The following is a 21,755-nucleotide window of genomic DNA, read 5'->3' on the forward strand; positions in this document are numbered from 1 at the left end:
CACTGTAGCCCCCACGGCGCCGGCCCGAGTGCGACCGACGTCAAGATGTCAAGTGCTCCCGTCGGATTCGACGTCGCCGTGATCCGTTAGAGCGGCAGGCCGGCAGCAGCACCCCCGCGCGGCCAGCCGTTCGGCGAGTCCTCCCACTCCTCCTGGCGGCCGTACGGCGCCATGTCCAGAAAGGGATAGCCGACGGAGGTGTGCTCGAGGCCGCGCGCGAAGGCCGAGTAGGTGTGGAACACGTCGTCGCCCCGGCGCAGGAACACGCTGGCTCCTGGCACGTCGCCGCGCAGGTCCCCGTCGACGGGTTCGTAGTTGTACACGACCGGAGCACGCGCCGGGTCGAGCGTCGCGTGGAAGTCGTATGTGAAGTCGCCGTCACGCGAGGAGTACCACGGGAACGTCCAGCCCTGCTGGTCGCTATACCGGGCGATGCTCGCGTACGGCGCGCGTGACACGCACACCAGCGTCAGTCCCCTGCCCGCGAGAAGTGCGCGGTCACCGTCGGTGAACGAGAGCTCGGCAGAGGCGCTGCAGCTCGGGCAGCCCCGGTCCTCGTCGTCGACCCACATGAAGTGGTGGACGTACAGCTGGGGTCTGCCCTCGAACAGGTCGACCAGGCGCACCTCGCCGTCCGGCCCCTCGAAGACGTAGTCCTTGTCCACCTTGACCATTGGCATTCGCCGACGCTCCGCGTTGACCGCGTCGCGAAGATGCGTGACCTCCCGCTCGCGGGCCAGGAGACGTCGGCGGGCGGTCAGCCACTCGGCACGGGAGGCGACCTCTGGGTAGGCGGTGGGGATGATCGTGGTCATACGGTCTTGACCCGCCGAGTCGCGAGAATTCATCGCGGCGCGGGTAGTGCGCGATACCTTGTCGGCATGAATCTCTGGCTGGCCGATCCGCCGTTCTTCGGCGGCCCGGGCCAAGGCACCCGTCAGATCGTCGAGTTGTTCGTGGCCTTCGGACTGACCGCGCTGATCGGTCTCGAACGCGAAATCCAGGGCAAGGCCGCAGGACTGCGCACGCAGACCATCGTCGGCACCGCGGCGGCGCTCATCCTGCTGGTCAGCAAGTACGGTTTCCAGGACGTCCTGGTCGACGGTCTGGTCGTCGTCGACCCGTCGCGCGTCGCGGCCCAAATCGTCTCGGGCATCGGGTTTCTCGGCGCTGGCATCATCATCTTCCGTCGCGGCTCCGTGCACGGCCTGACGACCGCCGCGGCGGTGTGGGAGTCCGCGGCGATCGGCATGGCCGCCGGGTCCGGGCTTCTGCTGCTCGCGTGCACCGTGACGGCCATGCACTTCATCATCATCTTGGGGTTCATGCCGGTGGCCAAACGGTTGGCCGCCCGTCTCAGCGGATCGATCCGCGTGCACGTCACCTACGAGGAGAACCGTGGCGTCATGTCGGCCCTGTTGCAGGCCTGCGAGCGACGCAACTGGCAGCTCGCGGAGCTGGAGTCGGACCCGACGGGCGGAGTGCTGCTGACGCTGTCGGGCAACGGCATCCTCAACGCGCCGAACTTGCTGGCCCGCATCGACGGTGTGACCGCAATCCGGCAGCTCGACGACGACCGCGACTAGGGCGCGACGCGGCCGCGGCTGGCCCGGTACGACGCGACGCTCCCGAGCGCCGCGAGCAGCGCCATCACCGCGAACAGCCACCTGGCCGCGGTCGCGTCACCACGGTCGGTCAGGTTGACCACGACCCCGGCGAGCCCGGCCCCGAACGAACCACAGATCAGTTGGACGGTGTTGATCGCGGCGGCCGCGGTGCGGCCCTCCGCCGGGTCGTCGCTGCTGCCCATCGCCCACGCGGACAGATGCGGCCAGGCGACGCCGATGCCCGCGCCGGTGATCATCAAGGCGATCACCCACACCGCGACCAGAAGGCCGGACGCATTCTCGAACTGGCTCACCGCGGCGACGCCGAGGCCCACCGCCATCACCAAAGGCGCACCCGCGACGACCGTCACGATGAGCCGGGTCTTGGTCAGCGACGCGCTGGTGATCTCGCCGATGGTCCACCCCACGGCCAGTGACACGCTCAGGAAGCCGGCGGCCACCGGCACCAGGTGGGCCAGCCGCTGACCGAACAGCGGCACGTACATGTCCGCCATCGTCGCGGCCATCAGCACGCCGAGAGTCAGGTAGATCCACTTCAGCGGACCGGGCCGAAAGGCCATGGGCGGCAGCACCGAAGCGCTCGTCCTGCGGTCCACCACGAGGAACACCAGCACCAGGACCACCCCGAGCACCAGCAGGCCACCCGTCAGCGCGAGGTTGCGCGGGATGCCGGCGACGCTGATCGCCAGGGCCGCCGCACCGAGCAACATCAACGACCACACCGGGATCCGGTCGACGGCAGGGCGGTCGACGCCGTCCGTACGGCCCGGCAGAGCGAACGGGACCAACGCCGCCATCACCGCGGTCAACACCGCCAGCAGGCCGAATGCCCAACGCCACGAACCGAACTGCGCGAACAGTCCGCCCGCGGCCGGTCCCAGCAAGGTTCCGACGCCCCACATGGCGGACACCAGAGCCGACGCCTTCGTCCACAACGACTGCGGCAGAGCGGAATTGATGACGGCATACCCCAGGCCGGCGAGCAGCCCACCCGCAGCGCCCTGCACCACCCGGCCGAGCAGGAGGAACTCCATGCTGGGTGCGACGGCACACAGCACGCTTCCGACGCCGAACACGCCGAGGCCGCCGAGGTAGGCCCATCGCGGGCCGACCTTCGTCAGCACCGCACTGACCGTGGTCGCCGCCACCACCGAGGCGACGAGATAGACGGTGGTGACCCAGGCGTACAGCCGTTGGCCACCGATCTCGGCGACGGTGCTCGGCAGCAGGCTGATGGTGAGGAACTCGTTGGTGGCGTACAGCGCCACGCCACCGGCGAGCACCGTCGACGCGCCAAGGTTCTTCGGCCCGAGCAGCTCGCGCCAGCCTGCGGTCGGGGTGTGGCTCTGGGTGTCGTCCGGGTGGGTCACGCGGACAACCGTATGAGCTCAACCAAGGTTGAGATCAACCCCGCTACTTCAGGCCTGCGGCATCCATGCCGCGCAGTTCCTTCTTCAGGTCGGCGATCTCGTCGCGGATGCGACCCGCCAACTCGAACTGCAGGTCCCGCGCGGCCGACATCATCTGAGCGGTCATCTCCTTGATGAGGTCGGCGAGCTCTGCCCGCGGCATGTTCGCCGTGTCGCGCCCTTCGGCGATCCCCGAGCTGACCGCGCGGCCACGTTCACCCTGCGCACGCCGCCCACGGGAGGCGTTGCGCCCCGAACCGCCGACGTCGACCGTCGCGTCGGTATCGTCGGCCTCGCGGTACACCTGGTCGAGGATGTCGGCAATCTTCTTCCGAAGCGGTTGCGGGTCGACGCCATGGGCCTCGTTGTAGGCGATCTGCTTGGCCCTGCGTCGGTCGGTCTCGTCGATGGCCTGCTTCATGGAGTCGGTCATCTTGTCGGCGTACATGTGGACTTCACCGGACACGTTGCGCGCCGCACGGCCGATGGTCTGGATCAAGCTGCGGGCCGATCGGAGGAAGCCCTCCTTGTCGGCGTCGAGGATGGACACCAACGACACCTCGGGCAGGTCCAGACCCTCGCGGAGCAGGTTGATGCCCACCAGGACGTCGTACTCGCCGAGGCGCAGCTGACGCAACAGCTCGACGCGCCGCAGCGTGTCCACCTCCGAGTGCAGGTAGCGCACCCGGATGCCGAGCTCCAGGAGATAGTCGGTGAGGTCCTCGGCCATCTTCTTGGTCAGCGTGGTGACCAGCACGCGCTCGTCCAACTCGGTGCGCTTGCGGATCTCGCTGATCAGATCGTCGATCTGGCCCTTGGTGGGCTTGACCACCACCTTCGGATCGATCAGACCCGTCGGACGGATGACCTGCTCGACGAACTCACCGCCGGCCTGGCTGAGCTCATAGGGGCCCGGGGTCGCCGACAGATACACCGTCTGCCCGACCCGGTCGGCGAACTCCTCCCATGTCAACGGCCGATTGTCGACCGCCGACGGCAGCCGGAAGCCGAAGTCGACGAGGTTGCGCTTGCGCGACATGTCGCCTTCGTACATGCCACCGATTTGCGGCACCGTGACGTGGGACTCGTCGATCACCATGAGGAAGTCCTCCGGGAAGTAATCCAGGAGGGTCGCCGGCGCCGTGCCCGGCCCACGTCCGTCGATGTGCCGAGAGTAGTTCTCGATGCCCGAGCAGAAGCCCACCTGCTTCATCATCTCGACGTCGTAGTTGGTGCGCATCCGAAGCCGTTGTGCCTCAAGCAGTTTGCCCTGACCCTCCAGCTCAGCCAGCCGCTCCTCCAGCTCCTTCTCGATGCTGGCGATCGCGATCGCCATCCGCTCCGGACCCGCCACGTAGTGGGTAGCCGGGAAGACCCGCAGCGAGTCGACCTTGCGCACCACGTCGCCCGTCAGCGGGTGCATGTAGTACAGCGCCTCGATCTCGTCACCGAAGAACTCGATGCGCAGCGCCAGTTCCTCGTAGCTCGGAATGATCTCCACGGTGTCGCCACGCACCCGGAAGGATCCGCGGGTGAAGGCCATGTCGTTGCGGGTGTACTGCACGTCGACCAGCAGTCGGAGCAGCGCGTCCCTGGGAACTTCGTCGCCCACGTTCAGTTCGACCGAGCGGTCCAGGTACGACTGCGGCGTGCCGAGACCGTAGATGCACGACACCGACGCCACCACTACGACGTCGCGGCGGGACAGCAGATTGTGGGTCGCGGAGTGTCGGAGCCGCTCGACGTCGTCGTTGACGGAGCTGTCCTTCTCGATGTAGGTGTCGGTCTGCGCGATGTACGCCTCGGGCTGGTAGTAGTCGTAGTACGACACGAAGTACTCGACGGCATTGTTGGGCAACATCTCTCGGAGTTCGTTGGCCAACTGGGCGGCCAGCGTCTTGTTGGGCGCCATGATCAGCGTCGGCCGCTGCAGCTTCTCGATCAGCCACGCCGTCGTCGCGGACTTGCCCGTGCCCGTGGCACCCAGCAGGACGACGTCCCGCTCCCCCGCGGTGATGCGACGTTCCAATTCGGCGATCGCCGCGGGCTGGTCGCCGGCCGGCGAATACTCGCTGACCACCTGGAACTCGCCGCCCACGCGCACGACGTCATCGACGGCCCGGTACTCCGAGACCGCCACGACTGGATATTCGGTAGCGAAAGCCATGTTCACCAGGTTAGAACCAACCACCGACAAGTTCGATTCCCGACTGGTTAGGCTGGCGAAATCCATCCCCCCAAACGCGAGACCTTCGACGTCGCGGCCCGCACCAACACCGATCCCAAGGGCATCGTGCGGGACGTCGACGTGTACGCCGTGCACCCCTTTGGCCTCTACATGGCACGCCCGACACCCGGTCGTGCACAGTTCCACTACCTCGAATCGTGGCTGCTTCCGTCGCTGAGCCTCCGAATCTCGGTCTTCCACTTCAATCCTGGCTACGAACGTGACCAGGACTTCTATCTCGACGTCGGGCCCATCGTGGTCGACGGTCAGGTGTGGCGCACCGAGGATCACTACCTGGATCTGGTCGTCCGGACCGGTTCCGGCGTCGACCTGCTCGACGTCGACGAGCTGTTCGAGGCGGTTGGCGAGGGCCTGATCACCCCGGAGAATGCCACCGCCGCGGTACGCACGGCCGCCTCCGCGATCGACGGTCTCGCCGGTAACGCCTACGACGTCCACGGCTGGCTGGCGGACCGCGAAATGGCCCTCACCTGGAGGGCAGCGTAAAGTCCTTTTTATGAGCTTGACTAAGTGTGGGCTGGTGGCTGGTGCAGCGGCGGCCGCCCTGCTGTTCGGTACTCAGATCCTGCCTGCCCTCGCCCAGGCAGACCCCGACGCCACCGAGCAATCCGCCGACACCCCCGTCCCTCCCCCGGACGCCAAGGTCGACCTGGGGCCCGGCCCGTACAACGTGGTCTACCGGGCACGGGTCGACGGCGTGTCGCGCGGTGCCACCATCAGCTACGCAATTGCCGACGACCAGGTGAACACCGCGGCGCCGACGATGGTGCCAGGGCGGACCTTCGAGACCACCGGCGTCGTGACGCAGACGCAGAAGGCCGGCATGCAGGTCGCCATCCAATGGCCGTACTCGGCAAGCCTGCACTGCGAGATCCTCGTCAACGACCAGATCATCGCCGAAGCCGACCAGTTCGTCGCACCCAGGCTCACCCCGCAGCACGACGATCCCGGCTACGGCGTGCTCAGTTGCGGCACGGTGAGCAACTTCCCGACGGGCAACACCGCGCCGATGGATGCTCCCGAACCGGCGCCGGCCGAACCCACACCGGCACCGGCACCCGCCGCCTGACGTCTCAGGGCTGCCAGCCGGTCGCGTCCGCCCACTCCCACGCGCGGCGGTAGGCGTCCACGAGCCACGGTTCCTTCGCCTCGGCGTAGTCACCGGAGGTCTCGTGCCCGTCGGCGGCCACGGCGCGCTTGAGGGCCAGGTACGCCGCCCGCTCGTCGGCATTGGCGACGAGCCAGTCGCGGAACAACAGCGCGAACCGCTGATTTGGCCAGCCGTCCACCCTGAGGTGCACATTGGTGGGCCGACCCGGATCGGCGGACGCGTGCACCCGCTTGTGCCATGACGCGATGTCGTCGGAATGCGCGACGTCGTCGGTCTGGCCGTCAATCTTCGGGTAGCCCGCCGCCAGTAGTGCGTCGGCCAATTCGTCGGCGACATCCAACGACGCGACGGTCACCTGCACGTCGACGACGTCCTTGGCGTCCAAGCCGGGCACGGCGGTCGACCCGATGTGGTCGACCCGGATCGCCCGATGTCCGCACGTGGTTCGGAGCCGGGACACGATTCGGCTGGCCTGGTCGGGCCACGTCGGGTCGGCGGGAACCACGCGCGGCACCGCGCGCGCCGGAGTCGAGGTCTCCACGTTGTGCGCGAAGGGCGCGATCCGGTCGTGCCACAGCGCCTTGGCGGCTGCGACCAAATCCTCTGCGCTGCCGGAGTTGTCGAGCCACACGTCGGCCACCGCCCGGCGCTGCTCCTCGCTGGCCTGAGCGGCGATGCGGGCGCGGGCGTCGGTCTCGGAGAACCCGCGATGTTCGATCAGCCGGCGGATGCGGACGTCTTGGTCGGCGTCGACGACGATCACCAGCGGGAACAACGGCGCCATCTGCGACTCGACCAGAAGCGGAATGTCTTCGACGATCACGGCGTCGGCCGGGGCCGCCTCGATCAGCTCGGCGCGCCGTGTGCCGACCAACGGATGCATGATCCCGTTCAGCGTCGCCCGCTTCTCGTCGTCGGGGAAGGCGATCGCCGCCAAGGCCGGGCGGTTCAGCGCGCCGTCGGGCAGCAGAATCTCCGACCCGAAGGCGTCCACCAGTGCGGCCAGTCCCTCGGTGCCGGGTTCGACCACCTCGCGGGCGATCACGTCACCGTCGACGACGATGCCGCCGAGCTCGCTGAACGTCGACGAGACCGTCGACTTGCCGGCACCAATTCCACCAGTGAGCCCAATTCGCAGCATGGCGCCAGTCTGTCAGGACGCGAACTCGCGGCCGACGGCGGCCACGAACGTGAAGCAGTTCGCGTCGAACTCACGAAAACTCGCGCACGTCTTCACTTTCGGCGCACACCCGCAGACCCCGCAGACGACGAACGCCCCGGCTCTCACGAGCCGGGGCGTCCTTGTCGTACTACGTGTTACGCGTTGCCAAATCTCAAGCGTTGCCCGCGAGCTTCTCGCGCAGCGCGGCCAGCTGAGCATCGCTGGCCAGCGTTCCGCCGGTGGACTCGGGACCCGTGCTGGACGACGTCGAGGACGAGGCGCTGTTGGCGGTGGCGGGCCTGCTGGCCGCCTCCGCGTCGGCTGCCGCGAACTTCTCCATCTGCGCAGTGTGCATCTTGTGGCGACGCTCGGCCTCGGCGTACCGGGCCTCCCACTCGTCACGCTGCTTCTCGAAGCCTTCGAGCCATTCGTTGGTCTCGGAGTCGAAGCCCTCGGGGAAGATGTAGTTGCCCGCGTCGTCGTAGCTGTCGGCCATGCCGTACTTCGACGGGTCGAACTCCTCGGTGTAGTCCTCGTTGGCCTGCTTGAGGCTCAGCGAGATACGACGACGATCGAGATCGATGTCGATGACCTTCACCATGGCGTCGTCGCCAACCTGGACGACCTGATCCGGCACCTCGACGTGGCGCTCGGAGAGCTCCGAGATGTGCACCAGGCCCTCGATGCCCTCTTCGACGCGGACGAACGCACCGAACGGAACCAGCTTGGTGACCTTGCCGGGCACGATCTGGCCGATCGCGTGGGTGCGCGCGAAGTGGCGCCACGGATCTTCCTGAGTTGCCTTGAGCGACAACGAAACCCGCTCGCGGTCCATGTCGACGTCGAGCACCTCGACGGTGACCTCGTCGCCAACCGTGACGACCTCGGAGGGGTGGTCGATGTGCTTCCAGGACAGCTCGGAGACGTGCACCAGGCCGTCGACGCCACCCAGGTCCACGAAGGCACCGAAGTTGACGATGGAGCTGACGACGCCCTTGCGGACGGCACCCTTCTGCAGCTGGTTGAGGAACTCGCTGCGCACCTCGGACTGCGTCTGCTCGAGCCAGGCCCGACGGCTCAGAACCACGTTGTTGCGGTTCTTGTCGAGCTCGATGATCTTGGCCTCGATCTCCTTGCCGATGTACGGCTGCAGATCGCGGACACGACGCATTTCCACCAGCGACGCCGGCAGGAAGCCACGAAGGCCGATGTCGAGGATCAGGCCGCCCTTGACGACCTCGATGACGGTGCCCTTGACGGCCTCGTCCTTTTCCTTGAGCTCCTCGATGGTGCCCCAAGCGCGCTCGTACTGAGCCCGCTTCTTGGACAGGATGAGGCGGCCTTCCTTGTCCTCCTTGGTGAGGACCAACGCTTCGATCTCGTCGCCGACGGACACAACCTCTGAGGGGTCGACGTCGTGCTTGATCGAAAGTTCGCGAGAAGGAATGACGCCTTCAGTCTTGTAACCGATGTCGAGCAAGACTTCGTCGCGATCGACCTTGACGATGGTGCCTTCGACGATGTCGCCGTCGTTGAAGTACTTGATCGTCTTGTCGATTGCGGCCATGAAATCCTCGGCCGAGCCAATGTCGTTGATGGCTACTTGCGGCGAGGTGATGGAGGGGCTTGGCATTTGGTGGGTGGCTCCGGACAGGTTTTATCGTAGGGACAGGATTTGTTGGTGTGTACTGGTGCTACACGCGTCAAGCGCGCACACGGGTACCCGAAGAGACTACTCGACCGGATACACGCTGGACAAACCTGGGTCTGCACCCACCGTTACGCTGCCACCGTGACACACCCCGCCGTGCCGCCACCGCGTTCGTTCGGTCCGCCGTTGCCCCGCAAGATCCGTGCCGTCGGCGCGCCACTGGGGGCCATCATCGCGATGGGCGTCGTGGCCGGGCTGTCGGTCATTCTGCTGACCGCCGTCAACCCCGTCGGCACGTCGATCGGCTTCGTGCTGGCCACCGTCGCGGTGATCGTGGTGCTGCTGGCCTACCTGTGGCTGGACCGGTGGGAGCCGGAGCCCCCTCGGCTGCTGATACTGGCCTTCACCTGGGGCGCGTCGGTCGCAATCGTCGTCTCGGTGATCCTGGAACTCGTCTTCGGGTCGCTGCTGGCGACGGGCGAAGCGGCGACGGACGAGTTCGTCACCCTCGCGATCGTGGCGCCGATCGTCGAGGAGGCCGCCAAGGGCGTCTTCCTGTTGATCATGATGACGGGCCGCCGACGCAACGAGCTGAACTCGCTGACCGACTGCCTGGTCTACGCCGGCATCGTGGCAGCGGGGTTCGCCTGGTTGGAGAACATCGCCTACATCGGCGGCGGTGAATCCCTCGGCGGATCGCTGGTGACCGCGGGCCTGCGCCTGATCATGGGGCCCTTCGCCCACCCGCTCTTCACGACGATGACCGCCATTGGGGTCTACTTCGCCCTGCAGCGCCGCGCACCCCTGGCCAAGGCGGGGTACATCCTGGCCGGGTACGCCGGCGCGGTGGTCATGCACGCGCTGTGGAACGGCTCGTCGTTCTTCGGCATCGAGACGTACTTCCTGGTCTACCTGCTCTGGATGATGCCGGTCTTCGGGCTGGCGATCGTCCTCGCCGTCGCCAGCCGGCGCCGGGAGCAGCGGACCGTCGCCGCGAAGCTGCCCGGCATGGTGGCCGCCGGCCTGGTGACCCCCAACGAGGCCACCTGGCTGAGCTCGATCCGGGCCCGAAATCTGGCGGTCGGCGAGGTCACCCGTTTCGCAGGCAAGCCGGCGGCCAAGGGCGTCAAGGACTTTGCCGCGCAGGTGATCGAGCTGGCCTTCGTCAGGGATCGCATCGACAGGGGCTTCGGCGACCCGAGGGTGCACGCCCTGCTCAACGAGGAGACCTACCGCGTGTACGAGGCGCGGGCGGCCGCTCCTGTGTTGCAATCCTTCGCGGCCTATCGCGGCGGGGCGCTGCACTAGAGTCGGTCGGCATCGGCCCTCCAGGATCGGATGACACATGCAGGTCATAGCTTTCGGACCATCGTTGAGCGCAGTGCAGGAGCAAACCGGCGGGATCACCGCCAGCGGTTTCCCGATGACCAGTTGCTACGTGGACGTCTTCCCCGGCCAGATCACCATCCCGATCGTCCTGGCGGTCGTGGCCCAGGGCGGCACCGACTACGACGTGCGCCGCTTCGTCGTCGCCACCGCGCCGGACGGTGAGCGGGTGGGTGCCCTGGAGTTCGCGTGGAACTGGCCGGACGATCCGCCCCAGCCGGTGAAGTTCAGGGTGTTCGCGCAGCAGCTGCCGATGCAGGTGACCCAGGCGGGCATCTACACCTTGGGCCTCTACGAGACCGTCGACGGCGCCGACGGCGAGAACCTGTTTCCGCTGTCGATACTCAAGCTCAACCCGCTCGGCCAGCTGTCGAGCTAGACCAAACCCTCAGTGCGCCGCGGCGTCCCAGCTGCGGCCGTATCCCACCGACACCTCGAGCGGCACGTCTAGCGGATACGCCCCGCCCATCTGGTCGCGGACCAACGCGTCGAGCTGGTCGCGCTCGCCGTCGGAGACCTCGAACAGCAGCTCGTCGTGGACCTGCAGGAGCATGCGGGACTTCAGCCCTGCCTCGCGAATCGCGGCGTCGGTGTTGATCATCGCGACCTTGATGATGTCGGCGGCACTCCCCTGGATCGGGGCGTTCAACGCCGCCCGCTCGGCGGCCTCCCTGACGTTGCGGTTGCTGCTGTCCAACTCGGGCAGGTAGCGCCGCCTGCCGAGGACCGTCGACGTGTAGCCGTCCTTGCGGGCCTGGTCGACCACCGACTGCAGGTAGTCGCGCACCCCGCCGAAGCGGGAGAAGTACGCGTCCATCTGCACCTTGGCCTCTTCGGTGGAGATCTTCAGCTGCGACGCCAACCCGTAGGCGCTCAGCCCGTAGGCCAAGCCGTAGGACATCGCCTTGACGCGACGGCGGAGCTCCGCGGTCACTTCGTCGATCGGCACGCCGAACGCCCGAGAGGCGACGAACGAGTGCAGGTCCTCGCCGGTGTTGAACGCCTCGATCAAGCCGTCGTCCTTCGAGAGGTGCGCCATGATCCGCATCTCGATCTGGCTGTAGTCCGCCGTCATCAACTCGGCGTAACCGGCGCCGACGACGAAGCCGGTGCGGATCTCGCGGCCGGCCTCGGTGCGGATCGGGATGTTCTGCAGATTCGGCTCAGTCGACGACAGCCGTCCCGTCGCCGCGATGGTCTGGTTGAACGTGGTGTGAATCCGGCCGTCGGAGCCCACGGCGTTCAGTAGGCCGTCGACGGTGACCTTGAGCCTGGTCGCGTCGCGGTGGGCCAGCAGGTGTTGCAGGAACGGGTGGCCCGTCTTGTCGAAGAGGCCCTGCAGCGCGTCGGCGTCGGTGGTGTAGCCCGTCTTCGTCCGCTTGGTCTTCGGCATCTCCAGCTCGTCGAACAGCACGACCTGCAGCTGCTTCGGCGAGCCGAGGTTGATCTGCTTGCCGATCACCTCGTAGGCGGCTTCGGCGGCGTTGCGGATCAGGTCGGCGAACTGGCTCTGCAACTGCCCAAGCAGGTCCGTGTCGATGGCGATGCCGGTGGCCTCCAGCTGGGAGAGCACCCGCTGCACCGGGAGCTCCATGTCGCCAAGCAGCGCCGAGGAGTCGATCCTGGCCAACTCCTCGTCCAAGGCGTTGGCCAGGTCGGCAACCGCGGACGCACGCAGGAGCAGGGTTTGAACGGCCTGGTCGTCAACCCCGTCCTCGTCGTCGAGAAGTGAGAGTTGTTGCTGCTCGGGGTTTTCCGCACGAAGCTCGCGCTTGAGATACCGCACCGCGAGGTCGTCGAGGGCGAAGCTGCGTTGCCCCGGCCGCACCAAGTAGGCCGCCAAGGCGGTGTCGGAGGTGACGCCCTTGAGCTCCCACCCGCGGCCGGTGAGGTCGTGCATCGCGAGCTTGGCCTCGTGCAGCGACTTGGGTATCGACGGGTCGGCGAGCCAGGCGGCCAACGCCGTCTCGTCGGCGGGGTCCATGGCGGCGGTGTCGAGGTAGACGCCCTCGCCGTCGCCGGAGACGATGGCCAGCGCGGTCGCGTCCGAGTCGAAGGCCAGGTGGTTGCCCACCACGGCGAGGCCGAATCGCTGACCGGTGCCGTGCTCGGCGAGCCAGGTGGCCAACGTGCCGCGCTCCAAGGCTCCACCGCGGACGTCGAAGCCCTGCTCGACCTCGGGGTCGGACGAGGCGAGCGTGTCGAACAACCGGTCGCGCAGGACGCGGAACTCCAGGTCGTCGAAGAGTCGATGGATCAGGTCGCGGTCCCACGGCATCATCCGCAGCGTGTCGGGCGTGTGCGGCAGCGGGACGTCCTTGACCAGCTCCGTCAGGTCGCGATTGAGGATGACGTGAGAGAGGTTGGCGCGCAACGACTCTCCGACCTTCCCCTTGACGGTGTCGACCTTGTCGACGAGCGCCTGCAGCGAGCCGTACTCGAGGATCCACTTGGACGCCGTCTTCTCCCCCACGCCGGGAATGCCGGGGAGGTTGTCGCTCGGGTCGCCCCGCAGGGCCGCGAAGTCCGGGTACTGGGTGGGCGTCAGGCCGTACTTCTCGACGACGGCCTCCGGGGTGAACCGGGTCAGCTCGGAGACGCCCTTGCGTGGGTAGAGCACCGTGACGTCGTCGCTGACGAGTTGCAGCGCGTCCCGGTCGCCGGTGACGACGAGGACGCGGTAACCCTCGGCCTCGGCCTGGGTGGCCAACGTCGCGATGATGTCGTCGGCCTCGAAACCCGGCTCGGCCAGGGCGGTGATGCCGAGCGCCAGCAGAACTTCCTTGGTGATGTCGATCTGACCGCGGAACTCGTCGGGTGTCGCCGACCGGCCCGCCTTGTACTCCGGGTACTTCTCGGAGCGGAACGTCTGACGGGAGACGTCGAAGGCCGCCGCGATGTGGGTGGGTTGCTCGTCGCGAAGCAGGTTTATCAGCATGGCCGTGAAGCCGTAGACCGCGTTGGTGGTGAGTCCGCTTTGCGTCTTGAAGTTCTCCGCCGGCAACGCGAAGAACGCCCGGAACGCCAGCGAGTTGCCGTCCAAAAGCATCAAAGTGGGCTTGGTGTCGGTCTTGGCGGGGCTCACGCCCTCACTCTATTCACCTCCGGTGACACGGATGGACGGCGTGCCTAGGCCCGACGAAACTGCAACACGTTGCAGTTTTGGGCTCGGTATCGATTAGTCTGACCGCGTGCCAGGATCTACCGACGCCCAAGCTCAACTACCGGCCATCGACGGGTGGTTCACCGTCGACGACGACGGGGTGGCCCATCTGGTCGCCGGCAAGTGCACGCAGTGCGCCACCTACGTGTTCCCCCCGCGGGAGAACAACTGCCCCAACCCGGCGTGCAGTGGCGAGGATCTGGAGCAGGTGCCACTGTCCCGGCGAGGAACGCTGTGGAGCTACACCGAGAATCGCTATCCCCCGCCGGCGCCCTATCCAGCCACGGATCCGTTCGTGCCGTTCGCGATCGCCGCGGTCGAGCTCGCCGCCGAGGGTTTGATCATCCTTGGCAAGGTCGTCGACGGCACCCTGGCCGCCGACCTCAAGGTCGGCATGGAGATGGAGCTGACCACGATGCCGCTCTACACCGACGACGACGGCTTCGTCCGCACCGTGCACGCCTGGAGGATCGCCTCGTGACCACCCCGGATCCGCTCTACATCCTCGGCGCCGGCATGCACCCGTGGGGCAAGTGGGGCCGCGACTTCACCGAGTACGGCGTCGTGGCTGCCCGCGCCGCGCTCGCCGAGGCTGGCCTCGACTGGCAGCAGATTCAGCTCGTGGCAGGCGCCGACACCATCCGCAACGGCTACCCCGGCTTCATCGCCGGGTCCACGTTCGCGCAGAAGCTCGGCTGGAACGGCGTCCCCGTCAGCTCCAGCTACGCCGCCTGCGCGTCGGGCTCGCAAGCTCTGCAGAGCGCCCGGGCCCACATCCTGGCCGGCTTCTGCGACGTCGCTCTGGTCATCGGCGCCGACACCACGCCCAAGGGCGCCTTCGCGCCGGTCGGCGGCGAACGTCGCAACGACCCGGACTGGCAGCGCTTCCACCTCATCGGCGCGATGAACCCGGTGTACTTCGCCCTGCTGGCGCGACGCCGGATGGATCTGTACGGCGCCACCTCCGAGGACTTCGCGCAGGTGAAGGTCAAGAACTCCCGCCACGGCCTGCAGAACCCAAATGCGCGGTACCGCAAGGAGTCCGCGATCGCCGACGTCCTGGCCAGCCCGGTGGTGTCCGATCCGCTGCGCCAGCTCGACATCTGCGCCACCTCCGACGGCGCCGCCGCGCTGATCGTCGCCTCGAAGTCGTTCGCCGAGAAGCACCTCGGTTCACTGGAGGGTGTGCCCTCGGTGCGGGCCGTCAGCACCGTGACGCCGCGCTACCCGCAGCACCTTCCCGAACTGCCCGACATCGCCACCGACTCCACTGCCGTGGTTGCCGCGCCGGACCGGGTGTTCAAGGACCAGATCCTCGACGCCGCGTACGCAGAAGCCGGCATCGGCCCCGAGGACGTGTCGCTGGCGGAGGTCTACGACTTGTCGACGGCGCTGGAACTGGACTGGTACGAGCACCTCGGGCTGTGTGCGAAGGGTGAGGCCGAGGAGCTGTTGCGCAGCGGGGCCACCACCATCGGCGGCCGCGTTCCGGTCAATGCGTCGGGCGGACTGGCGTGCTTCGGCGAGGCCATCCCGGCCCAGGCGATCGCCCAGGTCTGCGAGCTCACCTGGCAGCTGAAGGGTCAGGCGATCGGCCGTCAGGTCGAAGGAGCCACCGTCGGCGTCACCGCCAACCAGGGGCTCTTCGGTCACGGCTCGTCGGTGATCGTCGCGCGCTGAGCGTGGCCACGGACACGACCGTCGTCTCCGTCCGCGTCAAACCGGGCAGCCGCAAGGAACCCCTGGTTGAGGTCGGCGACGACGGGGAGCTGACGGTCTACGTGCCGGAGCGGGCAGTCGACGGCAAGGCCAACGACGCCGTCACACGACTGCTGGCCGAGCATCTCGGCGTCCCGCGCAGCCAGGTGTCCCTCGTCGGCGGTGCGACGGCGCGGATCAAACGCTTCCGCGTCGGCTGAGCCGGGCGGTCGGACTTACGCGACGCCGAGGTAGGCGGCGCGAATGCTGTCGTCGTCCAACAGGTCTCGGGCGACGCCGGCCCTGGTGACCGAACCCGTCTCGAGGATGTAGGCGCGATCGGACCGGCTCAGCGCCTGCTGGGCGTTCTGCTCGACCAACAGCACCGTGGTGCCCTGCTTGTTGATCTCGGAGATGATCTTGAAGATCTGCGAGATGATCATCGGAGCCAGGCCCATCGACGGTTCGTCGAGGAGCAGGACCTTGGGCCGCGCCATCAACGCACGCCCGATGGCGAGCATCTGTTGCTCACCGCCGGACAGGGTGCCGCCCACCTGACTGCGTCGTTCGGCCAGTCGCGGGAACGTCTCCATCACCCAGTCGAAGCGTTCCTTGTGCTCGGCCTTGGAGGGGAACTTGCGCCCGTAGCAACCCATTTCGAGATTGTCGACCACCGTCATGCCGGGGAACACCCCGCGCCCCTCCGGAGCCTGGATGAGCCCGTCGGTGACCCGGCGGTGCGCCTTGATCTTCGTGATGTCCTGACCGTCGAACCACACCGAACCCGACGTCAGCGGCCGCAGACCTGAGATCGCCCGCATCATCGTGGTCTTGCCGGCACCGTTGGAGCCCAACAACGTGACGAGCTCGCCCTGGTGCACCTTCAGCGAAACTCCGTGCAGCGCTTGGATTCTGCCGTAGTGCACGACGGCGTCGCGCACCTCGAGCAGCACCGGACGCGAATCGACTTCGGTCGCGTCCGTCGTGTCAGCCGAGCTCATCATCGGGAACCCCCAGGTAAGCGGCGACGACCTTGGGGTCCTCGCGGATGTCGGCAGGCAGGCCGTCGGCGATCTTGCGCCCGAACTCGAGCACCACGATCCGGTCGGTGACGCCCATGACCAGTCGCATGTCGTGTTCGATGAGCAATACCGTGTATCCGTCTTCACGGATGGCTTGGATCAACTCGATCAGAGCGGACTTCTCGCTCGGGTTGAAGCCGGCGGCCGGCTCGTCCAGGCACAGCAGCTTGGGCTCGGTCGCCAACGCCCGCGCGATCTCCAAGCGGCGCTGATCGCCGTACGGAAGGTTCTTGGCCTTCTCGTCGGCGCGTTGGGAGATGCCGACGAATTGCAGCAGTGCGGCGGCCTTTTCGATCGCCGACTTCTCCTCCCGTCGGTGCCGGGGCGTACGGATCAGGGCGCCGGGGACCGACGTCTTGTGTCGGGCGTCCGTGCCCACGACGACGTTTTCCAGCGCCGTCATCTCGCCCCACAGCCGGATGTTCTGGAACGTTCTGGCGATGCCGCGGCGGGTGATCTCGTGCCGCTTGATCTTGCCAAGCGGCGCACCGTCGAAGGTCACGACGCCCGACGTCGGGCGATACACCCCGGTGATGGCGTTGAAGCACGTCGTCTTGCCCGCGCCGTTCGGGCCGATGAGTCCGAGGATCTCGCCACGCTTGATGTCGAACGTCACCGCGTCCAGTGCGGTCAATCCGCCGAACTTCACCGTCAAGTCGGTTGTCTGGAGCAGGCTTTCGCCCTCGGCGACCTTCACCTCGCGGTGAAGCGCCGCCATCTCCTCGTCGATTACCGGCTCGTCAGTCATGCTGCCGCCTTCGAATCGTCGGCCTTGCTCAACAACTTCTTCGCCGACGACGCATACGCAAGAAGTTGTTGGCGCACCGGGAACAGGCCCTGCGGCCTGAAGACCATCATTACCACCAACGCAAGCCCGAAGAACAGGTACTTCAGGTCACCGAGGTTGACGCCGAACGCCTCCACCCCGAGCAACCGGTTGGGCAGGTAGACGACGATGAACGCGCCGAAGATGACGCCCAGCTTGTTGCCCTGGCCGCCGAGTACCACCGCGACGAGGAACAGCATCGAGTTGATGATGTTGAAGTTGGTCGGGGCGACGTACTGGACCTGACCGGCGTACAGCGCTCCGGACAGGCCACCAATTCCAGCGCCGATCACGAAGGCCCACAGCTTGAACCGGAAGGTGTTGACGCCCATCACCTCCGCGGCGTCCTCGTCCTCCCTGATCGCCACCCAGGCGCGGCCGACGCGGCTTCGCTCGAGATTGCCGACCAGCAGCAGGATTCCGATCATCAGCAGCAGACCGAGCCAGAACCACCAGGTGCCGTAGTTGGCGTCACCGGTCGAGTTGCCTGCGGAGAACACGCCGTTGGGGAGGCGTTCGCTCTCCCCCACCCGCGGGTATGCGATCTGGTTCAGACCGCGCGAGCCGTTGGTGACGTCGGAGAGGTTGTCGGCGAGCAGCCGGATGATCTCGCCGAACCCGAGTGTGACGATGGCGAGGTAGTCACCGCGCAGGCGCAGGGTCGGCGTACCGAGGATGAGTCCCGCGAGCGCCGTGACCGCCATGGCGATGGGCACACATGACAGCCACGCCCAGTCCTTGCTGAAGAATCCGGTGGCGCCCATCTTGTTCCAGGGACTATCCGGGCTGGTGAGCAGCGCCACCGTGTACGCGCCGACGGCGTAGAAGCCGACGTACCCGAGGTCGAGCAGACCGGCCTGACCGACCACCACGTTGAGTCCGATCGCGATGATGGCGATCATCACGAACTGAGCCATGGTGCCGCCGAGACTGATTCCGGTTGTGGCGACCCACGGCGGCGGGAACACCGGCAGCAGTGCCAGCAGGCCGAAGCCCACGATGCCGAAGAGCCACTTTTGCGGCCGTCTGAGGCCGTCCCACCACTGCCTCAGGCCATCGCCCGGGGCCAGAAGCCGCTTTGCCGCAGTGCTGTTCGTCGTTTCCGATCCCGCCTGATGGCTCATGCGCGCGCCTTCCCGAGGCTCTCACCGAGGATGCCGGTCGGACGGATGAGCAGGACGAGCACCAAAAGCACGAAGGCGACCACGTCCCGCCACTGGGTTCCGAACAACGCCTGGCCGTAGTTCTCCATCACGCCGAGAATGAGACCGCCCAACAATGCGCCGCGAAGGTTTCCGATGCCGCCGAGGACCGCTGCCGAGAACGCCTTGATGCCGAGCAGGAATCCGCCCGAATAGATGATGCCCTGGGGCACCTTCAGTGTGTAGAGCAGCGCGGCCGCGCCGGCCAGCAGACCACCGATGAGGAACGTCGTCATGATGATGCGCTCGCGTGAGACGCCCATGAGCGTCGCGGTCGTCGAATCCTGGGCCACCGCACGGATGCCGCGGCCGAACTTGGTGCGGTTGATCGCGATGTCGGTGGCCAGGGCGAGGACAAGCGCCGAGATGACGATTACCAGCGTCACGTTGGAGACCGTCGCTCCGAAGACGGTGAACTGAGCCTTGGGCTGCACCAAGAGGATTGGCTGCTGCGCGTTGGAGCCGCCGTAGCCCTTGATGAGCTGCGGCAGGATGAAGTGCACGAACTCCTGCAGCACGAACGACATGCCGATGGCCGTGATGAGGAACGTCAGGGGGCGGGCGTTGCGGCGGCGAAGCGGCCGGTAGGCGATGAACTCCAAACCGACTGCCGCCGAACCGGATACCAGCATCGCGAAGACCATTGCGATCGCCAGGTACACGATCGTCAGCAGGACGCCCTTGTTGTAGGCGTTACCGCTCGGGGTGAAGCCCAGGATGATGTCCAGGCAAAAGTAGGTGCCGAACATGCCGAACATGAAGATCTCGGAGTGGGCGAAGTTGATCAGCCGCAGGACGCCGAACACCAGCGTGTAGCCCACGGCCACCAGCGCGTAGATCGCACCCCAGGACAGACCGTCGATGGTCAACTGCCAGAAGCCGTTGATCAGGCCGTCGACGTTGAAGTTGATGTTGGCAGCCATTAACACCGGCGGCGGCTCCTTGCAGATAAATGGATACGAGGCGCGCCCGGGCCGGTGGGCCTCGGACGCGCCTCGCGTCGACGACTACTGAACCTTGAAGATCCAGATCAGGTTCGTGGTCAACTCACCAGTGGGCGACCACTGGTAGTTACGCGCCACGCCCTGACCGTTGTAGTTCTTGACGAAGTCCAGCAGCGCCGGCCGGGTGATGGCACCCGAGTCGATGCCCTTCAGCATGATCGTTCCGAGGTCGTAGCCCTCGGTGCTGTAGGTGCCGGGTTCCTGCCCGAACTTCTTGGTGTACTCCTCGGCGAACGTTCCGGTGGCCGGGCCGCACGGGCAAGACAGGATGGAGCCCTTCGAGGACTCACCGGCCTGCTTCACGAATTCCGGGTCCTTGGTGCCGTCGGCACTGACGAACGTCGCTTCGACCCCGCCGTCCTTCAACTGCTGGACGAACGGCGCCGCCTCGGAGTAGTAGCCGCTGTAGAAGACGGCGTCCGGGCTGACTCCCTTGATCTGCGTGACGGCCGCAGAGAAGTCCTTGTCGCCCTTCTTGACCTGAATGTTGCAGGCCGAGTCGGCGACGGGACCGAGGGTCTCGCGCACCGGGATGGCCAAGCCGAGGCCGTAGTCGGTGCTGTCGTCGACCACGCAAATCTTCTTGTAGCCGAGCGTGTTCTTCAGGTAGTTCGCCACCGAGGGGCCCTGCACACCGTCGTTGGCGAGGCCGCGGAAGAAGGTCTTCCAGCCGTTCTCGCTCAACGTCGGGTTGGTCGCCGACGCGGTCGCGGCGACGAGGCCGGCCTGGTCGAAGACGGTGCCGGTGGCCTTGGTCTCGCCGGAGAAGGCGGGACCGACCAAGCCGATCGTGTATTGGTCGTCGACGATCTGAGGTGCGATGCCCGTGGCCTTCTGCGGATCGCCCTCGGTGTCGAACGGCTTCAACTGCACCTGGCAGCCGGGGTTGGCGGCGTTGTGCTTGTCGATGGCCAGCTGGACGCCGTTCTTGATGTTGATGCCGAGCGCCGCGTCGGGGCCGTTGAGGGCACCCGCCATGGCGATCGAGACCGGCGGGCAGGTCGCCTTTCCGTCACCGGTGGGGTCGGCGGGCTTGATGTCCCCTGCCGCCTTCACCTCGGCGCCGTTCTCGTCGATCTGAACCTGTTCGACGATCTTCAGGTCAGCTTGGGAATTGCTCTCCTCGGGTGTCGACTGGTTACAGCCGGCAATACCGAACACGAGCAAGCCCGCGCTCCCGAGAGCAAATGCATTACGTGCCATGCGACTGCGCACGTGTCACCTCCGTGTCAACGTTGTCATTGGCACCGACGACGCAGGTCACGTCACCCGGGGCGCCGATGCTTCGGGTAGAACATAGCCAACACTCGGCGCCGGTGCGTGATGTTGACGAACGCGGGCTGAGTGTCGCCTGTGTGACTGGGCGAAACCCGGTTCTACGACACGCAGTTGTTACGTCTCGGGGGTGTCGAGGGTTTCCAGGACGACCTCCGCGACGCGCCTCATGGTGGTGCGCCGATCCATGGCCGCACGCTGAATCCACTTGAACGCCTCGGGCTCCGACATCTTCTGCTTCGACTGGAGCAAACCCTTGGCCCGCTCCACCAGTTTGCGGGTCTCGAGCCGATCGGACAGCGTGGCAACCTCGGACTCCAGCGCGGAGATCTCGCCGAACCGGCTGACGGCCAACTCGATCGCGGGAATCAGGTCGGTGATCGAGAAGGGCTTCACCAAGTACGCCATCGCCCCGGCGTCACGGGCGCGCTCGACGAGCTCGCGCTGGGAGAAGGCGGTCAGTATCAAGATTGGCGCGATGCGCTTTTCGGCAATCTCGGCCGCGGCGTCGATGCCGTCGCGGCGAGGCATCTTCACGTCCATGATCACGAGGTCGGGGCGGAGACTCTCGGCGAGGTCGACGGCCTCCTGGCCGTCACCGGCCTCGCCCACCACCTCATAGCCCTCCTCGCGAAGCATCTCCGCGAGATCCATTCGAATGAGTGCTTCGTCCTCGGCAATGAGGACACGGTGCGGTTTGGCGGCGTCCGCCGGTGACCCGGTCATGCGGTCATTGTCCCGTGAGTCGCCCGGATCGGCGACCGCGGGGCCATGACGGACCCTCTGACCGATCCTCTATGGTGGGAATCCGCAACACGATGCCCTCGTATCCCAATTGGCAGAGGAAACGGATTCAAAACCCGTGCAGTGTGAGTTCGAGTCTCACCGAGGGCACCAGAAACACCAGCTC

At 66.6% G+C, this 21,755-nt stretch carries 20 protein-coding genes and 1 tRNA gene; 9 read left to right on the plus strand and 12 right to left on the minus strand.

Annotated elements, in window-relative coordinates; genetic code table 11:
* Positions 1-86: 86 nt before the first annotated feature.
* A complete protein-coding gene (locus tag ASD37_RS02770) occupies positions 87-815 on the minus strand; it encodes a DUF899 family protein (RefSeq protein WP_056547742.1) in 729 nt (242 codons plus the stop codon).
* Between the two features lie 66 nt (positions 816-881).
* Here ASD37_RS02770 and ASD37_RS02775 point away from each other — a divergent pair, with 66 nt between their 5' ends.
* Positions 882-1,586 carry an MgtC/SapB family protein gene (locus ASD37_RS02775; protein WP_056547745.1) on the plus strand — a complete coding sequence of 235 codons (705 nt, stop codon included), beginning with the start codon at positions 882-884 and terminating at the stop codon, positions 1,584-1,586.
* On the opposite strand, the gene ASD37_RS02780 is transcribed toward ASD37_RS02775, so the two are convergent.
* Positions 1,583-2,998: an MFS transporter gene (locus ASD37_RS02780; protein ID WP_056547746.1), complete on the minus strand. Its 1,416-nt coding sequence runs from the start codon at positions 2,996-2,998 to the stop codon at positions 1,583-1,585. The genes ASD37_RS02775 and ASD37_RS02780 overlap by 4 nt on opposite strands.
* Before the next feature lie 43 nt (positions 2,999-3,041).
* On the minus strand, positions 3,042-5,204 hold the full coding sequence (gene uvrB / locus ASD37_RS02785; RefSeq protein ID WP_056547749.1) for an excinuclease ABC subunit UvrB: 2,163 nt from the start codon (positions 5,202-5,204) through the stop codon (positions 3,042-3,044).
* A 60-nt stretch (positions 5,205-5,264) separates the two neighbouring features.
* Between uvrB and ASD37_RS02790 the strand changes: the two genes are divergently transcribed.
* Together ASD37_RS02790 and ASD37_RS02795 are read left to right on the plus strand one after the other, a co-directional pair.
* Positions 5,265-5,771, plus strand: coding sequence for a DUF402 domain-containing protein (locus tag ASD37_RS02790; RefSeq protein WP_082569916.1), 507 nt, complete (start codon positions 5,265-5,267; stop codon positions 5,769-5,771).
* Positions 5,772-5,781: 10 nt separating this feature from the next.
* Positions 5,782-6,354, plus strand: coding sequence for a hypothetical protein (locus ASD37_RS02795; protein WP_056547754.1), 573 nt, complete (start codon positions 5,782-5,784; stop codon positions 6,352-6,354).
* A gap of 4 nt (positions 6,355-6,358) precedes the next feature.
* Here the strand turns inward: ASD37_RS02795 and coaE are convergent, their stop codons facing one another.
* Both coaE and rpsA read right to left on the minus strand, forming a co-directional pair.
* A complete protein-coding gene (gene coaE / locus ASD37_RS02800) occupies positions 6,359-7,537 on the minus strand; it encodes a dephospho-CoA kinase (RefSeq protein WP_056547756.1) in 1,179 nt (392 codons plus the stop codon).
* Positions 7,538-7,730: 193 nt separating this feature from the next.
* On the minus strand, positions 7,731-9,191 hold the full coding sequence (rpsA, locus tag ASD37_RS02805; protein ID WP_056547760.1) for a 30S ribosomal protein S1: 1,461 nt from the start codon (positions 9,189-9,191) through the stop codon (positions 7,731-7,733).
* A gap of 159 nt (positions 9,192-9,350) precedes the next feature.
* Between rpsA and ASD37_RS02810 the strand changes: the two genes are divergently transcribed.
* Entirely contained in the window at positions 9,351-10,517 is a 1,167-nt protein-coding gene (locus tag ASD37_RS02810; protein WP_056547763.1) for a PrsW family intramembrane metalloprotease, read from the plus strand.
* Between the two features lie 73 nt (positions 10,518-10,590).
* The gene (locus tag ASD37_RS02815; RefSeq protein ID WP_235567957.1) at positions 10,591-10,974 is read left to right on the plus strand and encodes a hypothetical protein; all 384 of its coding nucleotides are present in this window, start codon (positions 10,591-10,593) and stop codon (positions 10,972-10,974) included.
* A 9-nt stretch (positions 10,975-10,983) separates the two neighbouring features.
* On the opposite strand, the gene polA is transcribed toward ASD37_RS02815, so the two are convergent.
* On the minus strand, positions 10,984-13,644 hold the full coding sequence (gene polA, locus ASD37_RS02820) for a DNA polymerase I (RefSeq protein ID WP_082569990.1): 2,661 nt from the start codon (positions 13,642-13,644) through the stop codon (positions 10,984-10,986).
* 142 nt (positions 13,645-13,786) lie between these two features.
* Between polA and ASD37_RS02825 the strand changes: the two genes are divergently transcribed.
* The 3 genes from ASD37_RS02825 to ASD37_RS02835 are packed head-to-tail and all read left to right on the plus strand — an operon-like array spanning position 13,787 to position 15,677.
* A complete protein-coding gene (locus ASD37_RS02825) occupies positions 13,787-14,239 on the plus strand; it encodes a Zn-ribbon domain-containing OB-fold protein (protein WP_056547772.1) in 453 nt (150 codons plus the stop codon).
* Positions 14,236-15,438 (plus strand): lipid-transfer protein, encoded by a 1,203-nt coding sequence (locus tag ASD37_RS02830; protein WP_082569917.1) that lies wholly within the window; start codon positions 14,236-14,238, stop codon positions 15,436-15,438. The genes ASD37_RS02825 and ASD37_RS02830 overlap by 4 nt, the downstream gene beginning before the upstream one ends.
* A gap of 2 nt (positions 15,439-15,440) precedes the next feature.
* A complete protein-coding gene (locus tag ASD37_RS02835) occupies positions 15,441-15,677 on the plus strand; it encodes a DUF167 domain-containing protein (RefSeq protein ID WP_056547775.1) in 237 nt (78 codons plus the stop codon).
* A 15-nt stretch (positions 15,678-15,692) separates the two neighbouring features.
* Here the strand turns inward: ASD37_RS02835 and ASD37_RS02840 are convergent, their stop codons facing one another.
* From ASD37_RS02840 to ASD37_RS02865, 6 genes are all read right to left on the minus strand, one after another.
* Positions 15,693-16,460, minus strand: a complete 768-nt coding sequence (locus ASD37_RS02840; RefSeq protein WP_370072169.1) for an ABC transporter ATP-binding protein — start codon at positions 16,458-16,460, stop codon at positions 15,693-15,695.
* On the minus strand, positions 16,444-17,286 hold the full coding sequence (locus ASD37_RS02845) for an ABC transporter ATP-binding protein (RefSeq protein ID WP_056547784.1): 843 nt from the start codon (positions 17,284-17,286) through the stop codon (positions 16,444-16,446). Before ASD37_RS02845 ends, ASD37_RS02840 begins: the two co-directional genes overlap by 17 nt.
* The gene (locus ASD37_RS02850; RefSeq protein ID WP_056547787.1) at positions 17,283-18,488 is read right to left on the minus strand and encodes a branched-chain amino acid ABC transporter permease; all 1,206 of its coding nucleotides are present in this window, start codon (positions 18,486-18,488) and stop codon (positions 17,283-17,285) included. The genes ASD37_RS02845 and ASD37_RS02850 overlap by 4 nt, the downstream gene beginning before the upstream one ends.
* Positions 18,485-19,489: a branched-chain amino acid ABC transporter permease gene (locus tag ASD37_RS02855; protein WP_056547790.1), complete on the minus strand. Its 1,005-nt coding sequence runs from the start codon at positions 19,487-19,489 to the stop codon at positions 18,485-18,487. Before ASD37_RS02855 ends, ASD37_RS02850 begins: the two co-directional genes overlap by 4 nt.
* Before the next feature lie 84 nt (positions 19,490-19,573).
* Complete coding sequence (locus tag ASD37_RS02860) at positions 19,574-20,785, minus strand: branched-chain amino acid ABC transporter substrate-binding protein (protein WP_056547793.1); 1,212 nt, start codon at positions 20,783-20,785, stop codon at positions 19,574-19,576.
* A gap of 177 nt (positions 20,786-20,962) precedes the next feature.
* Positions 20,963-21,571, minus strand: coding sequence for an ANTAR domain-containing response regulator (locus ASD37_RS02865; protein WP_056547797.1), 609 nt, complete (start codon positions 21,569-21,571; stop codon positions 20,963-20,965).
* Positions 21,572-21,665: 94 nt separating this feature from the next.
* Between ASD37_RS02865 and ASD37_RS02870 the strand changes: the two genes are divergently transcribed.
* Positions 21,666-21,742, plus strand: a tRNA-Leu gene (locus tag ASD37_RS02870).
* Positions 21,743-21,755: the final 13 nt, after the last annotated feature.

Source organism: Mycobacterium sp. Root135 (genome assembly GCF_001426545.1).
In the GTDB taxonomy this organism is placed as follows: Bacteria; Actinomycetota; Actinomycetes; order Mycobacteriales; family Mycobacteriaceae; genus Mycobacterium.